At 71.2% G+C, this 20,439-nt stretch carries 11 protein-coding genes; 3 read left to right on the top strand and 8 right to left on the bottom strand.

The annotated features are described in order from the left end of the window. Nucleotides 1-54 precede the first annotated feature (54 nt). Together ACE3N6_RS02775 and ACE3N6_RS02770 are read right to left on the bottom strand one after the other, a co-directional pair. Nucleotides 55-393, bottom strand: coding sequence for a P-II family nitrogen regulator (locus ACE3N6_RS02775; protein WP_284187328.1), 339 nt, complete (start codon nt 391-393; stop codon nt 55-57). A 90-nt stretch (nt 394-483) separates the two neighbouring features. Next, on the bottom strand, nt 484-2,103 hold the full coding sequence (locus ACE3N6_RS02770; protein ID WP_374243641.1) for an NAD+ synthase: 1,620 nt from the start codon (nt 2,101-2,103) through the stop codon (nt 484-486). Nucleotides 2,104-2,162: 59 nt separating this feature from the next. On the opposite strand from ACE3N6_RS02770, the gene ACE3N6_RS02765 reads away from it, so the two are divergent. Continuing rightward, nucleotides 2,163-3,281 carry a GNAT family N-acetyltransferase gene (locus ACE3N6_RS02765; protein WP_374243640.1) on the top strand — a complete coding sequence of 373 codons (1,119 nt, stop codon included), beginning with the start codon at nt 2,163-2,165 and terminating at the stop codon, nt 3,279-3,281. A 9-nt stretch (nt 3,282-3,290) separates the two neighbouring features. Here the strand turns inward: ACE3N6_RS02765 and ACE3N6_RS02760 are convergent, their stop codons facing one another. Together ACE3N6_RS02760 and ACE3N6_RS02755 are read right to left on the bottom strand one after the other, a co-directional pair. Next, nucleotides 3,291-4,517, bottom strand: a complete 1,227-nt coding sequence (locus tag ACE3N6_RS02760; RefSeq protein WP_374243639.1) for an MFS transporter — start codon at nt 4,515-4,517, stop codon at nt 3,291-3,293. Nucleotides 4,518-4,581: 64 nt separating this feature from the next. Next, nucleotides 4,582-9,291 (bottom strand): PAS domain S-box protein, encoded by a 4,710-nt coding sequence (locus ACE3N6_RS02755; protein ID WP_374243638.1) that lies wholly within the window; start codon nt 9,289-9,291, stop codon nt 4,582-4,584. Nucleotides 9,292-9,582: 291 nt separating this feature from the next. Here ACE3N6_RS02755 and ACE3N6_RS02750 point away from each other — a divergent pair, with 291 nt between their 5' ends. Both ACE3N6_RS02750 and fusA read left to right on the top strand, forming a co-directional pair. Next, nucleotides 9,583-11,322, top strand: a complete 1,740-nt coding sequence (locus tag ACE3N6_RS02750; RefSeq protein WP_374243637.1) for a SulP family inorganic anion transporter — start codon at nt 9,583-9,585, stop codon at nt 11,320-11,322. Nucleotides 11,323-11,424: 102 nt separating this feature from the next. Next, complete coding sequence (gene fusA / locus ACE3N6_RS02745; RefSeq protein ID WP_374243636.1) at nt 11,425-13,476, top strand: elongation factor G; 2,052 nt, start codon at nt 11,425-11,427, stop codon at nt 13,474-13,476. 45 nt (nt 13,477-13,521) lie between these two features. On the opposite strand, the gene ACE3N6_RS02740 is transcribed toward fusA, so the two are convergent. The 4 genes from ACE3N6_RS02740 to ACE3N6_RS02725 form a co-directional block, all read right to left on the bottom strand. Then, nucleotides 13,522-14,733, bottom strand: a complete 1,212-nt coding sequence (locus ACE3N6_RS02740) for a glycosyltransferase (protein ID WP_374243635.1) — start codon at nt 14,731-14,733, stop codon at nt 13,522-13,524. A gap of 78 nt (nt 14,734-14,811) precedes the next feature. Further along, nucleotides 14,812-15,723: a PEP-CTERM sorting domain-containing protein gene (locus ACE3N6_RS02735; RefSeq protein WP_374243634.1), complete on the bottom strand. Its 912-nt coding sequence runs from the start codon at nt 15,721-15,723 to the stop codon at nt 14,812-14,814. A 154-nt stretch (nt 15,724-15,877) separates the two neighbouring features. Next, the gene (locus ACE3N6_RS02730; RefSeq protein ID WP_374243633.1) at nt 15,878-17,605 is read right to left on the bottom strand and encodes a putative bifunctional diguanylate cyclase/phosphodiesterase; all 1,728 of its coding nucleotides are present in this window, start codon (nt 17,603-17,605) and stop codon (nt 15,878-15,880) included. Beyond that, complete coding sequence (locus ACE3N6_RS02725) at nt 17,598-20,231, bottom strand: GAF domain-containing protein (RefSeq protein WP_374243632.1); 2,634 nt, start codon at nt 20,229-20,231, stop codon at nt 17,598-17,600. The genes ACE3N6_RS02730 and ACE3N6_RS02725 overlap by 8 nt, the downstream gene beginning before the upstream one ends. Nucleotides 20,232-20,439: the final 208 nt, after the last annotated feature.

Here is a 20,439-nt window from a genome sequence, read left to right as displayed (position 1 = left end):
CAGAAGGCCCGGTGCATGACCGGGCCTTCTACCTTGGGCTGATCTGTGTGCGGATCAGATCGCCGATTCGTTGGTCTCGCCGGTGCGGATGCGGACGACCTGCTCGACCGGCATCACGAAGATCTTGCCGTCGCCGATCTTGCCGGTGCGGGCGGCCTTGATGATGGCGTCCACGGCCTGCTCGACCACGTCGCCGGCAACCACCACCTCGATCTTGATCTTGGGCAGGAAATCCACGACGTACTCGGCGCCGCGGTAAAGCTCGGTGTGGCCCTTCTGCCGGCCGAAACCCTTCACTTCGGTGACGGTAAGGCCGGTGATGCCGACTTCGGACAGGGCCTCGCGGACTTCGTCGAGCTTGAAGGGCTTGATGACGGCTTCGATCTTCTTCATTGGCGGTCTCCAGGAAACGATGCGGCATTCTAGCCGGAAAGGCCGGCCCGGGGCGTGCCGGGCCAAACCGTCGGGGTGCGGACAGCCGGGTCAGGCGTCGCGGTAGCGGGAGGTGATCGGGTAACGCCAGTCCTTGCCGAAGCCGCGCTGGGTGACGCGCACCCCCGGCGGCGACTGGCGGCGCTTGTACTCGTTGCGGCGCAGCATCGCCACGGCGCGGTACACGTCCACCTCGGGGTAGCCCTGGGCGACGATCTCGCGGGGCGAGCGGTCGTCTTCCATGTAGGCGGCGATGATGGCGTCGAGCACCTCGTAGGGCGGCAGGGAATCCTGGTCGCACTGGTCGGGTTTGAGTTCGGCCGAAGGCGGACGGGTGAGGATGTTGTCGGGGATCACCGGGCCGCCGGGCTGGGCGTTGCGCCAGGCGCACAGGCGGTAGACGAAGGTCTTGTAGATGTCCTTGATGACCGCAAAACCGCCGGCCATGTCGCCGTAGAGCGTGGCGTAGCCGGTGGCCATCTCGCTCTTGTTGCCGGTGGTGAGCACGATGGCGCCGGTCTTGTTGGAGAGCGCCATCAGGATCATCCCGCGGATACGCGACTGGAGGTTCTCCTCGGTGGTGTCCTCGGGCAGGCCGGCGAACTGGGGCGCCAGCATCGCGGCGAAGGTGTTCATGGCCGGTTCGATGGCGATCTCGTCGTAGCGCACGCCGATGCGGCGCACCATCTCGCGGGAGTCGTCCAGGCTCATCTGGGCGGTGTAGGGCGAGGGCATCATCACCGCGCGCACCTTGTCGGCGCCCAGGGCGTCGACGGCGATGGCCAGCGTCAGCGCCGAATCCACGCCGCCCGAGAGGCCGATCAGCGCCCCGGGGAAGCCGTTCTTGCCCAGATAGTCGCGCACGCCCAGCACCAGGGCCTGATACACGTCGGCCTCGACGGGGCGGGCTTCCGGCACCTTGCGCTCCTGCCAGCGGCCATCGGCAAAGTGCAGCAGCGACAGCGCCTCGGCGAACATCTCGCCCTGCCAGGCCAGCGTGCCGTCCTCGTCGAGGGCGAAGGAGCCGCCGTCGAAGACCAGTTCGTCCTGCCCGCCCACCAGGTTGCAGTAGGCCACCGGGAGCCCGGTGTCGGCGATGCGCTCGCGCAGCACGTCGTAGCGCAGCTGCTGCTTGTTCATGTGGAAGGGCGAGGCGTTGAGCACCAGCAGCAGCTCGGCGCCGGCCTCACGGGCACCGTCGGCGGCGCCGGCTTCCCACACGTCGGCGCAGATGTTCACGCCGATCTTCACGCCCTTCAGCTCGAACACGCAGGCTTCCACGCCGGGCTCGAAGTAGCGCTCCTCGTCGAACACCTCGTAGTTGGGCAGGCGGTGCTTGAAGTAGGTGTGGGTGATGCGCCCGTCGCGGATCACCGCCGCGGCGTTGTAGCGTTCGCCGCCAAACAGCGCGGGATAACCCACCAGCGCGGTGATGCCCTGCACCTGGGCGGCGAGGGCCGCCAGCTCGTCGGCGCAGGTGTCGATGAAGGCCGGGCGCAGGAGCAGATCCTCGGCCGGGTAGCCGCACAGGGCGAGTTCAGGGGTGAGGACCACGTCGGCGCCCGCGGCCTTGGCCCGGGTCACCGCTTCCAGGATCCGGCGCGCATTGCCGGAGATGTCGCCCACGACCGAATTGATCTGGGCAATCGCGACGCAGAGTGGGGTTTTCATGGGGCGACACTATACCGCCAACGTGTAGCATCCGGGCTGACCGAACCGCTTCCACGCCCATGCCCGACTTCCGCCTCCACCCTGCCATCGCCGAGATCCCCGCCGACCCGTGGGACACCCTCGCGGGCGGCCAGCCCTGCCTGTCCCACGCCTTTCTGGCGGCGCTGGAGAGCAGCGGCTGCGTGGCGCCGGGCACCGGCTGGGTGCCGCAGCACGCGGCGCTGTGGGATGGCGAGCGGCTGCTGGCGGCGATGCCGCTGTACCTCAAGCATCACTCCTACGGCGAGTACGTGTTCGACTGGGCGTGGGCGGATGCCTACCGGCGCCACGGGCTGGATTACTACCCCAAGTGGCTGGCGGCCCTGCCCTTCACGCCGGTGCCGGGCCGGCGGGTGCTGGGGGTGGATGCGGCGAGCCGGCGGGCGCTGATCGCGCAGGTGATCGCCCAGGCGGAGGATTCCGGCGCGTCGTCGCTGCACGTGCTGTTCCCCACCGAAGAGGAAACCGGCTGGCTGGCCGAGGCCGGGCTGGAGATCCGCCACGGGGTGCAGTTTCACTGGCAGAACGCCGGCTACCGGGATTTCGACGATTTCCTCGCCCGCCTCGCCCAGCCCAAGCGCAAGAAGATCCGCCAGGAGCGGCGCAAGGTGGCGGATGCGGGGGTGAGCTTCCGGGTGCTGCAGGGCGCGGCCATCGGCGCGGACGAGTGGGCCTTCTTCCACGCCTGCTACCGCCGCACCTACGCAGAGCACCGCTCGTCGCCCTATCTCACACTGGGTTTCTTCGAGGGTTTCCACCGCGCCCGGCCCGACGCCTGCGTGCTGATGATCGCCGAGCGAGGCGGCCAGCCGGTGGCGGCAAGCTTCTTCCTGCAGGACGCCGAGGCGCTCTACGGCCGCTACTGGGGCGCGACCGAGTTCATCCCCTGCCTGCACTTCGAGGCGTGCTACTACCAGGCCATCGACTACGCGATCCGGCAGGGCCTCACCCGCTTCGAGGGTGGCGCCCAGGGCGAGCACAAGCTGTCGCGGGGGCTGGAGCCGGTGCGCACCGCGTCCGCCCACTGGATCGCCGACCCGCGCTTTCGGGATGCGGTGCGGCGCTTCCTGGCCCAGGAGCGCAACGGCGTCGACGGTTATCTGGACGAACTCACCGAGCACCTGCCCTTCAAGCGCTAGCCCGACCGATCAGCGGACGCCGCAGGCGGCGGGCTGGAGCTTCTCCTCGCGGATCGGCAGGTTGACCAGCGCGGCGAGGCTGGCCAGCACCATGTCGGCGTACCACATCCAGTCGTAGTTGCCGGACTCCACCAGCGCGATGCCGCCCAGCCACGCGCCGAAGAAGGCGCCGATCTGGTGCGACAGCAACGTGAGCCCGAACAGGGTGCCCAGGTAGCGCAAGCCGAACAGCTTGCCCACCAGCCCGGCGGTGGGCGGCACGGTGGCGAGCCAGGTGAGGCCCAGCCCGATGGCGAAGACGTAGAAGGTCAGGTCGGTCTTCGGCGAGACGAGGTAGATGCCCACCATCGCCGCCCGCGAGCCATACATCCACACCAGCAGCCACTTCATCCGGTAACGCTGCCCGAGCGCGCCGGCCGACAGGCTGCCGACGATGTTGGCCAGCCCGATCAGCGCCAGCGACAGGGCCGACACGTTGGCCGGCAGGCCGCACAGGTCCACCGCGCCGGGCAGGTGGGTGACCAGGAAGGCGATGTGGAAGCCGCAGGTGAAGAAGCCCGCGTGCAGGCACCAGTAGCTACGGTCGCGGAAGGCGATGCCAAGCTGTTCGGTGAGGCGCATGCTCACCGCCGCGCCGCCCGCCGGGTGTTCGGCCTTGTGGCGCAGCGGCCACGACAGCGGGATCGTCAGCAGGGTGATGGCGGCGAGGCTGAACAGGGCCGTGGCCCAGCCGAAGGCGCCGATCAAGAACTGCGACAGGGGCGCGAAGACGAACTGCCCGAACGATCCCCCGGCGTTGATGAAGCCCGACGCGAAGGCTCGCCGCTCGGCCGGCAGGCGCTGGGCCACCGCCCCCAGCAGGATCGAGAAGCTGCCCGCCCCGGCCCCGGCGGCCACCAACAGGCCGACAGTGAAGGTGAGGGCGAACTCGCTGTGGGCGAAGGGCGTGAGGGCCAGCCCCAAGGCCATCAGCACGGCGCCGCCAAACAGCGACCCGGCCGGGCCGTAGCGGTCGGCCAGGGCGCCGAACACCGGCTGGGAGGCGCCCCACACGAACTGCGACACGGCCATCGCAAAGCTGATGCCGGCGATGCCGATGCCGGTGGCCGTGTTGATCGGCGACACGTAGAGCCCGAGGGACAGGCGCACGCCGACGGTCACCATCAGCACCGCGGAGGCGGCGAGGATGAGGGGCCAGCAAGACGCCGGCGACGGGTTGGCGGAGGTCGGGGTCATCGGGAGATGCGGGGCGGACGAAAACGGGGCTGGCCAGCATCCACCGAAAGCCCGGCCCGGTCAATCAGGGCGTGTGCGCGGCAAGGATGGCCCGGGCGGCGGCAAAGTCATACTGCTCGACGGCGCCCATGAAGCGCTCCAGGTCGGGCCCCAGGCGGGCCGCCAGCAGCCCGGCGACGTCCCGGGCGATGCGCTGCACCGCCACGTTGCCGTCGGCCAGCAGGGCGTCGATGCGCGCCACCGCCTGGGCCACGGCGGCGGGGTCGGCGGCCACGGCGTCGGCCGGCGCATCGGCCGGCAGGGCCGCGATGGCCGCCACCAGCGCGGCCTGGGCGGCGGCCACCGCATCGAGCCGGGCGGTCACGGTGGCGCGGTCCAGCCCCTCGCGGATCGCCGCCTCCAGCTCGGCGGCCAGCTGCTGGACCCCCGTGGCGCCGATCATCCCGGCCACGCCCTTGAAGGAGTGGGCGAGCCGCCGCAGCTCCACCTGATCGCCCCCCGCCAGCGCCGCGCGGAGGCGCGCCGGATCGTCGGCGTGGCCGGCGGCAAATTTGTGGAGCAGGCGCAGGTAGTTGGGAATCCGCCCGCGCAGGTTCTTGAGCCCGTAAGCCGCGTCGAGGCCGGGCACCTGCGCCAGACGGCTGCGGATGTCGGCCGCGGGCACGGGCGCGGCGGGTGGCGCGGCCTCCACGGCGGCCCCGGCTTCCGGCGCGGCGACCTGCGGGGCCGGCCGGGGCGCCGCCACGGGCTGGGGCCGGGGCAGCCACTGGATGAGCTTGGCGTAGAGGGCGGCCGGGTCCACCGGCTTGGAGAGGTGGTCGTTCATCCCGGCGTCCAGGCAGCGCTGGCGATCCTCGCCGAAGGCATTGGCGGTCATCGCCACGATGGGCACGCTGCGCTGGCCGGCGCGGCGGATCGCCCGGGTGGCCTCGACGCCGTCCATCACCGGCATCTGCATGTCCATCAGGACCAGGTCGTAGGCGCCGCGGAGCACCCGCTCCACCGCCTCCACGCCGTTGCCGGCCACCTCCACCTGCAGGCCGACGCCTTCGAGCAGCGACAGGGCGACCTCCTGGTTGATGGGGCTGTCCTCCACCAGCAGCACCCGGGCCCCGGCGTGATCCCGGGCGAGGATCGCCTCGCCGGGCAGGCGCTCGGGTGCCGCCGCGGCGGGCGCGGCTTCGTGGTTGAAGATGGACTGGATCGCGTCGTGGAGATCGGACAGGCTGACCGGCTTGGCCAGCACGCCGGCCGCCCCGCCCGCCAGGGCCTCGTCGCGCCGGCCCAGGCTGTCGCCCACGGTGAGCAGGAGGCAGCGCGGCGCCGGCTGGGCGGCGGGCTGGGCGACGAGCCGGGCCACCACCTCGCCCCCGCCCATGCCCGGCATGTCGTCGTCCACCAGCACCAGATCGAAGGGGTCGCCGACGGCGCGGGCTTCGTCCACCCGGGCCAGGGCGTCGGCGCCCGATTCGCTGCTGGCGCCCCGCATGCCCAGGGTGGTGAGCATGGTGCCCAGCACCTGACGGGAGGCGGCCAGATCGTCCACCACCAGGATGTGCAGCGCCGGCAGCGGGCGGGCGCCCCAGGCGTCGCTGGCGACCTTGGCCAGGCGCACCGTGAGCCAGAAGTTGCTGCCCCGGCCGGGCTCGCTATCCACCCCCGCGTCGCCGCCCATCAGGCGGGCCAGATGGCTGGTGATGGCCAGGCCCAGCCCGGTGCCGCCGAAGCGCCGGGTGGTGGAGCCGTCGGCCTGCTCGAAGGGCCGGAACAGGCGCTGGCACACCTCCGGCTCGATGCCGATGCCGGTGTCGATCACCTCGAAGCGCAGCAGCACCGAGTCGGGGTCTTCGTCCTCGATCCGGGCGCGCAGCAGGATCACCCCCTGCTCGGTGAACTTCACCGCGTTGCCCAGGTAGTTGAGGAGCATCTGCCCGAGATGGGTGGCGTCGCCGCGCAGGCGGTCGGGCACGTCGGCCACATCCACCACCAGCTCGAGCCCCTTCTGGTGGGCCCGGTCTGCCACCAGGGCGCAGGTCTTGCGCAGCACGTCCTCGAGCCGGAAGTTCACGTCGTCGAGGGTCAGCTTGCCGGCCTCGATCTTGGACAGGTCGAGGATGTCGTTGATGACGGTGAGCAGGTGGCCGGCGGCGTCGCTCACCTTCTGCAGGCGCACCTGCGCCTCCTCGTCGGCGACGCTGCGGCGCAGCAGGTGGGTGAGTCCGATGATGGCGTTCATCGGGGTGCGGATCTCGTGGCTCATGTTGGCGAGGAAGGCGCTCTTGGCCCGGTTCGCCGCGTCGGACTGCTCCTTGGCCTCCTGCAGCTCGGTGGAGCGCTGGGAGAGCACCTCGTTGGTCTCCTCGAGCTGCCGGGTGCGCTCGGCCACCCGCTGCTCGAGCTGGTCCCGGTAGCGGGCCAGCTCCGCCTCCACGTGCTTGCGCTCGGTGATGTCCTGCTGGATGCTGAGGTAGTGGGTCACCCCGCCGCCGGCCTGGACGATGGGCGACACCCGCGCAAACTCCACCCAGGTCTCGCCGTTCTTGCGCCGGTTGATGAACTCCCCCTCCCAGGGCTGCCCGGCCTGCAGGGTGGCCCACAGGCTGGCGTAGGTCTCGGGCGGGGTCTGGCCGGATTTCACGAAGCCCACCCGCTGCCCCACTGCCTCGGCGGCGGTGTAGCCGCTGGTGCGCTCGAAGGCCTGATTGACGTACTCGATGGTGCCCGCGGTGTCGGTGATGATGACGCTGGCCGGGCTCTGCTCCACCGCCAGCGACAGCTTGACCAGCTGCTCGGCGGCGCGCCGCTTGTCGGTGGAGTCCCGCCACACGCCGGCCAGATACTGCCGGCCGCGGATCTCGACGGCCCGGTAACTGAGTTCCATGTCGCGCACGCTGCCGTCGGCCGACCGGTACTGCTGCTCGATATTGACCGAGCGCTTCTGCTGGACCAGATAGCGGATCTGGCGCTCCACCTCGGCCGGGGTGAGGGTGGCCTGGATGTCCGCCGCGGTGAGCCCGGCGAAGGTCTCCCGCGAGTAACCCAGGCCCTGGCAGGCCGCGTCGTTGAACTCCACGAAGCGCCCGGTCTCGGTGTCGAGCAGCACGATGCCGTCCGCCGCCTGGCTGACGATGGCGCTGAAGATCTCCTCCCGCTCCCGCAGCGCCGCCTCGTCGCGGCGCTGCTCGGTGATGTTGCGGGCGATCCCGAACATCCCCACCACCGTGCCGTTCTCGTCGTGGAGCGGGCCCTTGGTGGTCTGGAAGACCGCCGGGCCGTCGCAGGTGGTGAGCGCCTCCTCCCACATGGCCACGGAGTCGGTCTCCATCACCACCCGGTCCTGGCGGCGGATGCCGGCCGCCTCGTCGGGCGGAAAGAAGTCGTCGTCCAGCCGCCCCACCAGCCCGGCCGGGGTGGTGCCCATGACCCGCGCCACCTCCCGGTTGGCGAAGAGATACCGGCCCGCCGTGTCCTTGGCGAAGATCGCATCGGTCGAGCCGTTGGCCATCGCGTCGAGCAGGCGCAGCTCCTGCAACTGGCGGCCCTGCACCTCGGCCCGCTCCCGGGTGAGGAGCAACTCCCGGCGCTGGGACAGGAGCAGCGCGGCCACCCCGACCGCCAGCAGCGCGAAGCCCGCCGCCAGGGCCACCGACCACACGTAGCCGCTGGTCGGCGCGCGCACCTCGTCGGCATCGATCTTGACCAGCAGCAGCCAGTCTGTGCCGGGCACCGCCCGCGCCATGCCGATCGCCGGCACGCCCCGATAGTCGCCCCCCTCGATGGGCACGCCCAGCATCGCCGGGCCTCGGGCAAGCTGCGCCGACAGGGTGTCCGCGTCCGCCGCCGGCATCGACCGGCCGAAAGCCAGCCCCGGGGCATGGCGCACCGGCGAGGCCAGCCGGAGCTGGCCCTCCTCCTGCTGGAACAGCAGCGTCTCGGCGGAGGCGCTGGGCACCGGCCAACGCTTCAGGCTATCGAAAAGGAAGCTGGCCGGATCGGCCCGCAGCACCACCGCCACCGGCGCACCGCCCGGCACCGGCAGGCGCACGATGAAATCCGCCAGCACCCGCGTCGCCCCATCCGCCCCCGGCTGCCCGTAGAGCCGCACCGGCGCTGCCCCGAGCCGAAGCGCCACCCGCTGCGCGCTGCTGCGGGTGACCGGGGCGAGGGCGAGATCGCCGCTACTGAGCAGCACCTTGCCGTCCCCGTCCAGCAGGGCCACCTGGGCGTAGCCGTAGGCGCTGCGGATCGCCTCCAGCGCCGACAGCAGCGAATCGCGGGCCGCGCCATCCTGGCCACGCTGCCAGCGCTCGAAGAGCAGCCCCAGGCTCCGGTTGCGCTCCACGGCGAGGGCGTCGCGCCGGCGCTCGTCGAGCCACAGGGCGAGCTGATCCACCTTCAGGTCGGCAATCGCCTCCAGGCGCCGGAACGCCTCGGCCCGGTGCTCCCGCACGATAAAGCGTGCGCTCAGGTAGCCCAGGGCAAGCACGCCGATGGCCAGCAGCGCCACCGGCAGCACCAGCGAGCGCCAGCGCCCGGGGGCAGGGTCGGGCCCCGCCGACGCGCCGGCCGCCGGCACGCCGCGGGTCAGCCGCCGGAGCAGCCCCCACAACAGCAGCGAGGTGACCGCCACGAAGGCCCAGCCCTTGACCGTACTGGCCCGGTGGATCGAATCGGGATCGGAAAACAGGCTCGTCACCAGCAGATCCGAAAACAGGATCCACCCCGATGCGAACACCGCGTAGATCAGGACGACGCGGAGGATGCGGCTACCCACGGGTCGGCCATCCTGCGTCGAGGCGGCCTGCGCGCGCCTTCGGGCGACCGGCGGCAGGCAGGGAGGGGGCGGATCGAAGGCGGGTCACGGCGTGGATCAATCCTGTGGGAGGAGCGGTGAAACAATACCGGGGATGCGCCCGTGTGCGACGTTATCGTCCCCGAAACCGGCTTTCTTGAGCAAGGCAGGCACCGCGGGGCGGGGCCCGTCGTGCAGCGGCGTGACCGGCGCCATGCCCTCAGGCTAAACTTTTGAATTCCCGACGATCCGCCCACCCCCAAGCGCCCGCCGATGCCCCCCGCTCCGCCCCCGTTACTCTACCGCCTGCTGCCCTTTCTCGGGTGGCGCGACCGGCTCGATGCCCGCACCCTGCGCGCCGATCTGCTGGCCGGCTTCACGGTGGCCCTGGTGACGATCCCCCAGGCCCTGGCCTACGCCCAGCTTGCCGGCCTGCCCGCCTACGTGGGGCTCTACGCCTCGCTGCTGCCCTCCATCGTCGGCGCCCTGTGGGGCTCGTCGGCCCAGCTCAACACCGGCCCGGTGGCCCTCACCAGCCTGCTCACCGCCGCCGCCCTGTCGCCCCTGGCCCTGCCCGGCTCCGAAACCTGGCTGCTGCTGGCGGTGCAGCTGGCGCTGCTGGCCGGGCTGCTGCAGCTCGCCTTCGGGCTGCTGCGCCTCGCCCACTTTGCCGATCTGCTGTCCCACCCGGTGCTCCACGGCTTCATCAACGCCTGCTCGCTGCTCATCATCGCCTCCCAGCTGCCCACCGTGCTGGGCCTGCCCTCGGCGGGCCAGCGGCCCTTCGTCGAGGCCATTGTCGACCTCGCCCGGGCGCTGCCCGACGCCCACCTGCCCTCGGCGGCCCTGGGCGGGCTGGCGGTGGCGCTGCTGCTGGTGCTGCAGCGCCTCAAGGTGGGCGGGCCGGGGGTGCTGGCGGTGGTGGCCGGGCTGTCCGCGGTGGGCTGGCTCAGCGGTTTCGAGGCCGCTGGCGGCCGGGTGGTCGGCCCCCTGCCCGGGCAGCCCCTCGCCTTCGCCCTGCCCAAGGCCGACTGGGCCCAGATCACCGATCTCCTGCCCGCGGCCCTGGTGCTGGCGCTGGTGAGCTTCATCGAGGCCATGTCGAGCTGCAAGCTCGCCTCGGGGCGCACCGGCCAGCGCTGGGACGGCAACCGGGAGCTGATCGGCCAGGGGCTCGCCAAGCTCACCGCGTCGGTGTGCCAGGCCTACCCGGTGAGCGGCTCCTTCGGCCGCTCGGCCTTCCTGCTGGCGGCCGGCGCCCGCACCGGGCTGGCCTCGGTGGTGGGGGCGCTGGTGGTGCTGGGCGCCCTGCTGCTGGTGCCCGAGCCCATCGCCCACATCCCCCGGCCGGTGCTGGCGGCGGTGATCCTCGTCACCCTGGCCCGGCTGTTCTCGGTGGCCCCGCTGCGCGAAGCCTGGCAGGCCGGCCGGGACGACGGGCTGGCCGGCACCGTCGCCTTCGTGGCGACGCTGGCCTTCGCCCCCCACGTGGAGATCGGCATCCTGGCCGGGCTGTTCCTGTCCCTGGCGCTGCTCATCTACCGCAGCATGACGCCCCGGGTCGCCCTGCTCGGCCGCCACCCCGACGGCACCTGGCGCGACGCGGCGCGCTTCAACCTGCCGCCGCCCCATCCGCGGCTGGCCATCCTGCGCTTCGACGGCCCGCTGCACTTCGTCAATGCCGCCACCTTCGAAGACGCCGTGCTCGCCGCCTGCCGCGATCAGCCCCAGATGGCGGTGCTGGTGCTCGCCTGCGCCGGCATCAACGCCATCGACGCCAGCGGGGTGGAGGCCCTGCGGCGGGTGCGCCGCCAGCTGCTGGCCGACGGGCGCACCCTCGCCTGCTGCGGGCTCAAGAAGCAGGCGATCGACGTGCTGGAGCACACCGGCCTGTGGGCCGACCTCGCCCCCCACGCCGCCTTCCGCACCGAAGACGACAGCCTGCGCGCCTTCCTGCCCGGCCTGGGCGGCGCGCCGGATCGACCGCCCCCGCGCCGCGGGCTGGAGTGGTAGCGCGGCTTTGTTGACCTGGATCGTTGTTCTACGGGGCTTGCAGGCAGATACTTCCGGAATCTCGTGTTTCGGCTTTCAAAAATAACTGCAAAGGGAGCAAGCATGACACCCACCTCGGTCCGCGACATCCGTAACCTCTGCCTCCTCGGCCAGTCCGGCAGCGGCAAGACCACGCTGCTGGAAAAGCTGCTGGCCGCCGCGGGCGCCATCGGCGCCGCCGGGTCCGTCGAAAAGGGCGACACCGTCAGCGACTACGACCCCCAGGAAAAGGCCTTCGGCCACTCCCTCAACAGCAGCCTCGCCCACCTGGAGTGGGCCGAACATTGGGTCAACATCCTTGACACACCGGGCCTGCCCGACTTCCTCGGCCGCGCCCTGGCCACCCTGCCCGCCGTCGAGACCGCGGTGGTCGTCATCAACGCCGCCGCCGGCGTCGAGACCGTCACCCGCAAGGCGATGGACGCCGCCGCCGGCAAATGCCGGATGATCGTCGTCAACCGCATCGACGCCCCGGGCGTGGATTTCGCCGCCCTGATGGAACGCATCACCGCCAGCTTCGGCCGCGAATGCCTGCCGATCAACCTGCCCACCGCCGACGGCAACCGCGTCATCGACTGCTTCTTCAAGCCCGACTACGACGCCCAGCCGGCCTTCTCCAGCGTCCGCGCCGCCCACGACCACATCGTCGATCAGGTGGTCGAGGTGGATGAAGACCTGATGGCCCTCTACCTCGAGCAGGGCGAAACCCTCCAGCCCGAGCAGCTCCACGACCCCTTCGAGATCGCCCTGCGCGAAGGCCACCTGATCCCGGTGTGCTTCACCTCGGCCCGCAGCGGCGCCGGCCTCACCGAACTGCTCGACATCATGGGCCGCCTGCTGCCCGACCCGACCGAAGGCAACCCGCCCCAGTTCCTGAAGGGCGAGGGCCCGGCCGCCGAATCCGTCTCCGCCACCACCGACGCCGACAAGCACGTCATCGCCCACGTCTTCCAGGTGAGCAACGACCCCTTCCGCGGCAAGCTCGGCCTGTTCCGCATCCACCAGGGCACCGTCACTCCGAGCACCCAGCTGTTCATCGGCGACGCCCGCAAGCCCTTCAAGGTCGGCCACCTGCTGCGCATCCAGGGCAAGAACCAGACCGAGATCGACGTGGGCATCCCCGGCGACATCTGCGCCGTGGCGCGGGTGGACGACATCCACCGCGACGCCGTGCTGCACGACTCCCACGACGAGGACCACTTCCACCTCGTGCCGCCGCGCTACCCGCAGGCGGTGTTCGGCCTGGCGCTGCAGCCCGAGAAGCACGGCGACGAGCAGAAGCTCTCCGAAGCCCTCCACCGCCTGCTCGACGAAGACCCCTGCCTGTCGGTCGAGCACAACGTCCAGGCCAAGGAAACCGTGATCCGCGGCCTCGGCGACGTGCACCTCAAAACAGTGCTCGAAGCCCTCAAGACCCGCTGGAACCTCAGCCTCGGCACCCGCCCGCCGGCCATCCCCTACCGCGAGACCATCGCCGGCACGGCCGAAGCCCGCTACCGCCACAAAAAGCAGAGCGGCGGCGCCGGCCAGTTCGGCGAGGTCGCCCTGCGCATCGAATCGCTCGAACGCGGCGCGGGCATCCAGTTCGCCGACGAAGTGAAGGGCGGCACCATCCCCTACAACTTCATGCCGGCCGTCGAGAAGGGCGTGCATCAGGCCATCGCCGAAGGCGTGATGGCCGGCTTCCCCCTGCAGGATCTGAAGGTGACGGTGTTCGACGGCAAGCACCACGCGGTCGACTCCAACGAAATCTCCTTCGTCACCGCCGCCCGCCACGCGGTGCAGGAAGCGGTGAGCAGCGCCCGCCCGGTGGTGCTGGAGCCCCTCATCACCCTCACCGTGCGGGTGGCCGACGAGCACTTCGGCGGCATCAGCGCCGAACTCTCGGGCCGCCGCGGCCGCGTCACCGGCACCGACAGCCCGCAGCCGGGCTGGACGGAAATCACCAGCCAGGTGCCGATGGCCGAGATGGAAGGCTTCGAGTCGCGCCTCAAGTCGATCAGCGGCGGCGACGGTAGCTGCAGCATCGCCTTCAGCCACTACGAGCCGGCCCCCAACGACGTGCAGCAGCGCCTCGCCCGCGAACATCAAGGCAAGCGCGGCGGCGAGCAGTAAGCCCTCGCCGGCCCCATCGACCCGCCCCGCCCCGTGCGGGGCTTTTTATTGCGGACGGGAGGCGCCGGCCAGCAGGGCCTCGCAGCCGCCGATCATCCGCTCCATCGCGAAGGGCTGGGTGAAGCCGGCGTTGCGCTGGCCGTAGGCCGCCGCGGCGGCGGCGAAGGCCGGCGTGCCGAACACCCGCCTGAGACCCTTCTCCAGCTCCCGGGGCGGCTGCTGGGCTGGGTGGAAGAGCCCGCAGCCTGTCGCCTCCACCCGCCGGGAGGTCATGGTCTGCTCCATCTGCATGGGCAGCAGGAACACCGGCCGACCGGCCTGGAGCATCACGTCCACCATCCCGCCGGCGTGGCACACGGCCATCTCCACCTGCTCCCGCACGCTGCGCATCCGCAGGGGCTCGGCACTGAAGGCGAGGTTTGCCGTCTGCAACCGGAGCATGGTCTGGCGGGCCAGGCCGGGGGCGAACACCAGCACGCTCGCGTCCAGCCGGGCAAGCGCCGCCACGGCGGCCTCGAACTGGCCGTAGTGGGGCTTCAGGTAGGCGAACACCCGCCGCTCGGGGCCCGCCGGCCAGCGGGGCTCGACGCCCTGATCGAGCACGTTGATGGCGCCCACGTAGCACGCCGCGTCACGCGGGCCATACACGTCAAGCTCGGGTGCGCCGGTGATGAGCGTCGCCTCCGCGTCGTACAGATCGGCGACGCAGCCGATCGGCGGGGCGCCCAGCGCGGCCAGCGCATGGTTGGCGTTGCGCACCAGCCGCTCCTCGCAGTCGCGCTCCCGCTGGGGCGCGCCGGCCTTGGGGTTCCACCACTCGTAAAGGGGCAGCGGGGTGCGCCGCGGCGGCACCGCAAAGCTGTTGCCGGTGACGATGCGCGGCAGGCCCAGCCCGCGGCTGGCCAGCAGCGCCGTGGGCGCGTGGTCGAAGATCAGCAGCCCGGGCTGGAGCAGGGCCAGCAGGGCGCGCCAGGCGCGCAGCACCGACAGCAGCCCCGCCGGCTGCAGGAAGCCGAACAGGAACAGCGACTCGGTAAAGTTGATGGGCGCCGGCAGCCCCTGCACCGGCGGCAGCCACAAGGGGGCCTGCAGGTATTCCAGCCCGTGCCGGCCGAGCATCTCGTCGGCCCGGGAGATGTCGCGCAGGATCATCACCGGACGGTGCCCGCGGGCCTTCAGCTCGAGGGCGATCGGCAGGAAGCGGCCGATGTGGCCGTAGTCGGAACCCAGTTCCCAGATGAGTGCAATCGTGGCCATGATCGGTGGTGGTCGGTCGAAGTGAAACGGGCCGCCCACAGGCGGCCCGCACAGGCTAACCGAAGCGCTTGCGGCGGATCAACGCCGACGGCGACGGACGACACCGAGCGCAGCGAGCCCGATGCCCACCAGCGACAGGCTGGCCGGGTCCGGCACCTGATTGACCAGCGAGCCGGTGATCTGGAAGTTCGCGCCGCCCGGCGGGAGGGTGCCGCTCGCATCGGCCGGATCGCCCAGGCCACCGCCGACGGAGGCGGTGCGGTAGCAGGTGCCGCCGTAGCCGCCGTAGCCGTCCACCACCGCAGCCAGCGCCACCGGCTCGCCGTAGCCCCACTCGCCGCAGGCGTAGCTCTCGAGGGCGAAGGTGCCCATCGCGGTGGAGACCAGATCGAAGTCGATGGTCTTGCTCGCGCCGGCGGCCAGCACGCCCAGGTCGAGGGTGACGTAGGTGCCGTCCCAGGAGAACGACAGGGAGCCGCCGCTGCCGTACAGGGTGGCGTTGTTGAGGGGGTTGGTGGCCGAGACGACGCCGCTCGAATCGAGCACGGCCGAGCTGGCGTAGAGGCTGGTCATGCCGCTGGTGAGCTTGAGGTCGTAGCCCACCGAACCGCTGCCCGCCACGCCGGCGTAGTTGTCGATGTAGAGGCCGCCGTAGTAGATGAAGAAGTTGAGCGCGAAGCTCGCGTCGCCGCCAAGGCTATTCACCACTTCGAGGGTGCGGTGAAAGTGCGACATGCTGGAGAAGGTGCCGTCGCCGTAGGCGGACGCGCGGTAGGTGCCGTGGTCGTTACCCCAGGCCGACGCGGAGGCGCTGCTGCCCGCGCCGTCGAAGATGAAGGCGCCGTCGCTGACGTAGGTGGTGTTGGCGGTGGGGCCGAAGGCCTGGGTGTTACCCGGCACGGTGACCGAGCCATTGACCGACAGGGAATCGGCCTGGGCGGCGCCCATCGCCATCAGGGAGACGGCCAGAATCGCAAAATTTCTTTTCATGAGTAGCTTCCTCGGTAAGTCAACAAAACCAGACTCGCCAAGCAAGCTTTACGCCAAAAACAATAAGCCCATGAAGAAAATAGCAAAAAGATTCAAATTCGGCCACCAGATTGGGTCTTTGTAAAATTTTCCAGAAACCCTGTCTGGCGGAGGGCTACAGCAGGCGGTCGAAGGCTGCCAGATCGACCGGCGGGGAGAACAGGTAGCCCTGCCCCTGGTCGCAGCCCAGGCGGCGCAGGGCGTCAAGCTGGGCCTCGGTCTCGATGCCTTCGGCCACCACCGAGCAGCCGAACAGGTGGGCGATGACGACGATGGTCTCTACCAGCTTCTGGTCGTCGGCGTCGTGGCCGATCTCCCGCACGAAGCTGCGGTCGATCTTCAGTTCGGAGACCGGCAGCGACTTGAGGTAGGAGAGCGAGGAGTAGCCGGTGCCGAAGTCGTCGATGGACACGCCGACGCCTGCCGCCCGCAGCGCCCCCAGGCGGGCCTGGGCCTCCTTCAGGTCGTGGATGAAGCCCGATTCGGTCACCTCGATCTTGATCCGGCCGGGCGGCAGGCCCGCCTCGGCCACCCGCCGCAGCACGCTCTCCACGAAGCCGTCGTGCTGGAGCTGGCGGCTGGACACGTTGAGGGCCAGGGCGAAGTCGTCGGCCAGCCGGCCGGCCGCGTGCCAGCCGCGCAGGTGGCGGATGCCCTCGTCGAGCACCCAGTCGCCGATGGCGAGGATGTCGCCGGTCTCCTCGGCCAGGGGGATGAACAGATCCGGCCGCACCGCCCCGACGCTGGCCGAATGCCAGCGCAGCAGCGCCTCGGCGCCCACCAAGCGGCGGCTGACAAGCTCGACCTTGGGCTGGAAGACCAGCGCCAGCTCGCCGCCGGGCACGGCCTGCTTGAGCGCCCGACGCAGCTGGCGGCGGTGGGCCAGGGCTTCGTCCAGCCCCGGGCCGTAGCGCCCCACCCCACCTGCGAGCCGCCCGGGGATGGCCGCCGCGGCCTTGCGCAGCAGGTCTTCGGCGCCGGCGATGGCGTCGCCGGAGTGGGCGATGCCGATGCGGATCGGCGTGGCGAGGAGCAGCTCGTCCACCCGGTGGTCGCCCTCGAGCAGACGCAGCAGGCGATGGGCGGTCTTTTCCAGCGCGGCGGGGTCGTCCGACGGCTGGACGAGCACCAGCTCGCTGCTGCCCCAGCAGCCGACGATGCCGCCCCGGGCCACCGGGCTGCCGGCGGCCAGCTCGCCCAGGGACTGGAGCAGCTTCTCGGCCACCGGGTAGCCCTGCAGGCGGGCGATGTCCTCCACCTCGTCGGCCACGATGAAGAACACCGCCACCCGCCGGCCGATGGCCAGCAGGTCGCCGACCCGGGCGAGCACCGCCCGCCGGTTGGGCAGGCCGGTGGCGCTGTCGGTGAGGGCGATGCTGCGCAGCTCGGCGGTCTGGCGATCCACCAGGGTCTGGAGCAGTTCGGTCTGGCCACGCAGGTCGCGGGACTGGCAGTGGGCCGCCAGGATGTTGTGGATGCGCTGCTGCACCTCGCCCTGGTCGAAGGGCTTGTTGAGGAAGTCGATGGCGCCCAGTTCGAGCGACTCGGAGCGGGTTTCCCGGTCGGTCTGGGCGGTGAGCACGATCACCGGCGGCGCCATCACGCCCAGCTGCCAGCGGATCTGGCGCAGCACGTCGAAGCCGGAGAGCTGCGGCATGCGGATGTCGAGCAGCACCAGATCGGGCAGGCAGCGGGCGATCTCCGGCGCCACCGCGCGGGGGTCGGTGAGCCCCAGGGTGTTGCGGTAGCCGGCATCGTCGAGGATGTCCAGCAGCAGCTCGACGTTGGCCGGGGTGTCGTCGACGACCAGGATGCGGGCGTCGGCCAGGTGGTCTTCAAGCATCGGGCGGGTTCCCCAGGTGGTGTTCGAGCACGGCGTAGAGCCGGGTGAAATCCAGCGGTTTGGTGAGGTAGTCGGCAAACCCGGCGGCCAGCCCCCGCTCGATGTCGGCCGGCATGGCGTTGGCCGACAGGGCCACCACCGGAATGGGGCGGGTGACGGGGTCGGCCTTGAGGGCCGCCAGGGCGGCGTAGCCATCCATGCCCGGCAGGTTGATGTCCATCAGGATCAGCGCCGGCCGCTCGGCGCGGGCCAGCTGGATGCCCAGCGCGGCCTCGTGGGCGCAACTGAGCCGGGCGGCGGCGAAGTCCTCGAAGATGTCGGTCATGAGGCGCTGGTTGGCCGGGTTGTCCTCCACGTAGAGCACCTGCAGGCGGGGGACGTCGGCCGGCACCGGCGGCGGGGCGACCGCGCCCGCGGCGGCCGGCAGGGCGTCGCCCCCGGCGGCGAGGGGCAGCTCGAACCAGAAGCAGCTGCCCGCCCCCTGGGTGCTGCTCACCCCCACCCGGCCGTCCATCTTCTCGACCAGCTGCTTGGTGAGGGCCAGCCCGACGCCGGCACCTTCCACCCCGGAGTGCTCGGCGCCGATGCGGTTGAAGGGCTGGAACAGCTCGCCGATCCGCGCGGCCGGAATGCCGATGCCGGTATCGCACACCTCCACCCGCAGCCGGCCGCCTTCGACCGGCGCCCAGCCCAGCTCGACCCGGCCGCCGTCGCGGTTGTACTTGATGGCGTTGGACAGGAAGTTGATGAGCACCTGCTTGGTGCGGGTGAAGTCGGCCAGCACCCGGGGCCGCCCGTCGGCCGACGGGCGCACGCGGATGGCGACGCCCCGCGCCTCGGCCAGCGCGCTCACCGAGGCCACCGACTCGTCGATCGCCCCGGCGATCTCCACCGGCTCGATGGAGAACACCAGCCGGCCGGCCTCGATGCGAGCCAGGTCGAGGATGTCGTTGATGAGGGTGAGCAGGTGCTGGCCGCTCTTGAGGATCTGCTCCACCTGCCCGGCCTGGCGCTCGGGCAGCGGCTGGCGGCGGTTGTTGAGGAGCAGCTGCGAGAAGCCGATGATCGAGTTCATCGGCGTGCGCAGCTCGTGGCTCATGGACGACAGGAACTCGGTCTTGGCGCGGCTGGCCTGGGCCTGCTCGGCGTGGGCGATCTCCAGCTCGCGGGTGAAGCGGGCCTGCTCGTTGATGCGCCGGTACAGGTTGATGAGCAGCGCGCAGGTGGCGGTGAAGGGCTCCAGCCAGGCCAGCAACTCTTCGTCCACCTTGTGGCGGGAGTTGGCGATGGCGTACATGCCGATCACCTGCCCCTGGTCGTGGATCGGCACCCCCAGGTAGTTGTGCAGCGGCGGGTGGCCGTGGGGGAAGCCGGTGCGGCGGGTCTCGGACCCGAGGTCGCCGGTCATCACCACCTCGCCGCCGGCGAACACCCGCCCGAGCATGGAATCCGGGTTGGTGAGCATCATGTCGCCGGAACGCAGGCGCTCCATCAGCCGGCGGGAGTCCTCGTTCCACGACAGGTCGGTGATGGCGTGGATCTTCAGCCCGGGCTTGCCCTCCACCGGCACCACCTCGCCGATCAGGGCGTAGTCGCTGCCGGTCAGGTCGCACAGGGCGTCCTGGAGGAAGGACCACAGCTGGTCGCTGGACATCAGGGCGGCAAAGTCGGTCATGCCCCGGTGCAGCACCTGGAGCAGGCGGTGCTGGGCCTGCTCGCGCTCCCGGGCGCCGTAGAGTTCGGACAGGTCGGAGAGGATGCCGATGAACTCCACCTCCTCCTGGCCGGGAATCGTCACCTCGCTCACCGCCAGATGCACCGGAATCGTCCGCCCCGACTTGTGCAGGGCCTGCACCTCGCGGCCGCTGCCGATCACGCTGGGCGGGCGGCCGTTGAGGTAGCTGGCGAGGTAGCCGTCGTGATGGGCGGCCCAGCGCTCGGGCATGATGACCCGCACGTTCCGCCCCAGCAGCTCGTCGGCCGAATAGCCCAGGATCTGCTGGGCGAAGGGATTCACCTGCTCGACGATGCCCCGCGAGGTGATCCGGACGATCCCCACCGCCGCCTGGTTGAGCAGGGCCTGCTTGCGGGCGACGGCCCGTTCGAGAGCGTCGTGCTGGCGGCGGGCCTCCAGGCCGGCCCGGTGGTGGCGGATCAGCGCCTCTGCCTGCCGGGCGAAGCGGGTCAGCGTGTCGCGCTCGGCGGCGCCGAACGCGCGCGGCTGCACATCGGCGATGCACAGGGTGCCCACCGGCTGGCCATCCAGCGGCCGCAGCGGCACCCCCGCGTAGAAGCGGATGCGCGGCCCGCCGCAGACCAGGGGGTTGTCGCGAAAGCGCGGGTCGGCGGCCGCGTCGCCCACCACCAGGGGCGCGTCCTGGCAGATGGCGTGGGCGCAGAAGGACACGTCCCGCGGCGTCTCGCGGAGGTCCGCGCCCGCCACGGCCTTGAACCACTGCCGCTCGGCATCCACCAGCGAGATGAACGCGGCCGACACGCCGAACACCGCGCGCACCAGCTCGACGAGGTTGTCGAAGGCGGGGTCGGGCGGGCTGTCGAGCAGGCCGATGGCGTGAAGGGTGCGCAGCCGGGCGGCCTCGTCGGCCGGAACGGGGGGAGTCTGCATCGGGGCGAACCTGTCTGGAATTGGGCGGGCGCGGCCCTGCCGGGGCATCGCCCGCGTGAGAGGCCCGCGTACGGGCGAGCGCAGCGGGCTCACCGTCTTATCGACGGCGGCGCCGGGCGCTTGAGGGCGGGCGCCGAAAACCGTCGCCGAAAGGGAAACGGGGAGGCTTGCGCCTCCCCGTCTCCCTCGCCCCCACTGCCAGTCGATC

Origin of the sequence: Zoogloea sp., assembly GCF_041904905.1 — a bacterium.
Classification (GTDB): Bacteria; Pseudomonadota; Gammaproteobacteria; order Burkholderiales; family Rhodocyclaceae; genus Zoogloea.
The sequence above is the reverse complement of the archived record's forward strand: the minus strand, read 5'-3'. Positions and strand labels throughout refer to the sequence as shown.

Excerpts from the sequence above, each read along its gene's own strand:
- ACE3N6_RS02750 (WP_374243637.1), top strand. The coding sequence starts at position 9,583 with ATGCCCCCCGCTCCGCCCCCGTTACTCTACCGCCTGCTGCCCTTTCTC.
- ACE3N6_RS02730 (WP_374243633.1), bottom strand. The coding sequence starts at position 17,605 with ATGCTTGAAGACCACCTGGCCGACGCCCGCATCCTGGTCGTCGACGAC.
- ACE3N6_RS02735 (WP_374243634.1), bottom strand. The coding sequence starts at position 15,723 with ATGAAAAGAAATTTTGCGATTCTGGCCGTCTCCCTGATGGCGATGGGC.
- ACE3N6_RS02760 (WP_374243639.1), bottom strand. The coding sequence starts at position 4,517 with ATGACCCCGACCTCCGCCAACCCGTCGCCGGCGTCTTGCTGGCCCCTC.
- ACE3N6_RS02740 (WP_374243635.1), bottom strand. The coding sequence starts at position 14,733 with ATGGCCACGATTGCACTCATCTGGGAACTGGGTTCCGACTACGGCCAC.
- ACE3N6_RS02770 (WP_374243641.1), bottom strand. The coding sequence starts at position 2,103 with ATGAAAACCCCACTCTGCGTCGCGATTGCCCAGATCAATTCGGTCGTG.
- ACE3N6_RS02775 (WP_284187328.1), bottom strand. The coding sequence starts at position 393 with ATGAAGAAGATCGAAGCCGTCATCAAGCCCTTCAAGCTCGACGAAGTC.
- ACE3N6_RS02725 (WP_374243632.1), bottom strand. The coding sequence starts at position 20,231 with ATGCAGACTCCCCCCGTTCCGGCCGACGAGGCCGCCCGGCTGCGCACC.
- ACE3N6_RS02765 (WP_374243640.1), top strand. The coding sequence starts at position 2,163 with ATGCCCGACTTCCGCCTCCACCCTGCCATCGCCGAGATCCCCGCCGAC.
- fusA (WP_374243636.1), top strand. The coding sequence starts at position 11,425 with ATGACACCCACCTCGGTCCGCGACATCCGTAACCTCTGCCTCCTCGGC.